Origin of the sequence: Clostridium luticellarii, assembly GCF_002995845.1 — a bacterium.
GTDB lineage: Bacteria > Bacillota > Clostridia > Clostridiales > Clostridiaceae > Clostridium_B > Clostridium_B luticellarii.
Window position 1 is genome coordinate 1 of record NZ_PVXP01000151.1, and the last position, 1352, is coordinate 1352.

Sequence of the window (1352 nt, forward strand, 5' to 3'; positions counted from 1 at the left end):
CAATAATATTTAAATCATTAAATAGATTGGAAAAAAGATATAGAAAGCTCATGAGAGGAACAAACAATAAAAATTTGGAAGAACTTATTATGAAATATCTTGATAATATAGATAATGTAAAAAAACAATCTGAAGATATTAAAAAGTTATATGACAATTTAAATTCGAGAGTAAAGTATTGTATTCAAAAAATATCTATTATACGATATAGAGCTTTTGAAGATGTGGGTAGTGATTTGAGCTTTTCAATTGCATTGTTGGATGAGAATAATGACGGTGTAATAATTACGGGAATATATGGCAGAGATGAAAGCACTACTTATGCAAAGCCTGTAGATAGTGGAATGTCCAGATATGAATTGTCCCAGGAAGAAAAACAGGTTTTAGTGGAATGTATGAATAAAAGAATATAGAAATTTTACATAAAAAACCTCCTTAAGGGAAAATTATTTTCTAAGGAGGTTTTTTGTATGAAAATATATATTCCACGTGATTTAAATTATATAGGGAATGAGTTGCAAAAAAGAGGATATAAAATAGTAAATGATGGTGAGGATACAAAGTATGATGCTATAATATGTAAATTAAAGGATAATGGACTTGCCAATTTGCATATAAAAAATAAAAATACTCTAATAATAGATTTAGGTAAAAGAAATATAGAGGAGATAGAATATATACTTAAAGATAGATCCTTTTGATATATCATGCTTCTATGTTTTGGAGAATATTATTTGAATTTTTACCTCCTACGGTTTTTAGTATGGAATGATATATTCCTCTAGAAATTGTGTCAGCAAGCTGCATTACAGTAAATAATCTGGTATTTTGCAATACCATAAATTCCATAGCTCCACATATATTTACAATGCCTGTAATACTTAAATCACCAACCTGTGGAAGAGATTTATTCATGGCGGATCCAGGGTGAAGTGGTTTTGTCTCAACTATTATTTTTCCGACATTTTGAATAGCACCTAAACAGGCATCAACTGCTATAGTAAAAGGATTATTATATTTGGAATTTATTTTATTTATAATTTCTGCGATATTTTTTGCATGTACTGGGTATTGTAAATTGCCATACAATTCAACTTTATTTCGTATTAAAAATTTTAGCTTATCACCAACTATGGGTCCTAAACTATCTCCAGTAGATCTATCAGTACCTATGCAAAGTATTATTATAGTTCTTCCAGATTTTATCATAGGATATATTTCATTGCTTATTATATCTCTCAAAACAGATATTGAATTCGAAGATGTTGGATCTATTATTGTTTTTTTAATCATAAGAAAACCTCCTATAATTTAGTTTTTACCATAAGGAGGTTATTTATACATATTAGTAT

Annotated in this window: 3 protein-coding genes; 2 read left to right on the plus strand and 1 reads right to left on the minus strand. The window is 27.8% G+C overall.

The annotated features are described in order from the left end of the window. Both CLLU_RS18460 and CLLU_RS18465 read left to right on the plus strand, forming a co-directional pair. Positions 1-413 (plus strand): DUF4446 family protein (locus CLLU_RS18460; protein ID WP_106011214.1); only part of this gene is annotated, 413 nt, incomplete at its 5' end. A gap of 57 nt (positions 414-470) precedes the next feature. Then, a complete protein-coding gene (locus tag CLLU_RS18465) occupies positions 471-701 on the plus strand; it encodes a YkuS family protein (protein ID WP_106011215.1) in 231 nt (76 codons plus the stop codon). 4 nt (positions 702-705) lie between these two features. On the opposite strand, the gene yyaC is transcribed toward CLLU_RS18465, so the two are convergent. Then, on the minus strand, positions 706-1293 hold the full coding sequence (gene yyaC / locus CLLU_RS18470; RefSeq protein ID WP_106011216.1) for a spore protease YyaC: 588 nt from the start codon (positions 1291-1293) through the stop codon (positions 706-708). Between the last annotated feature and the right edge of the window lie 59 nt (positions 1294-1352).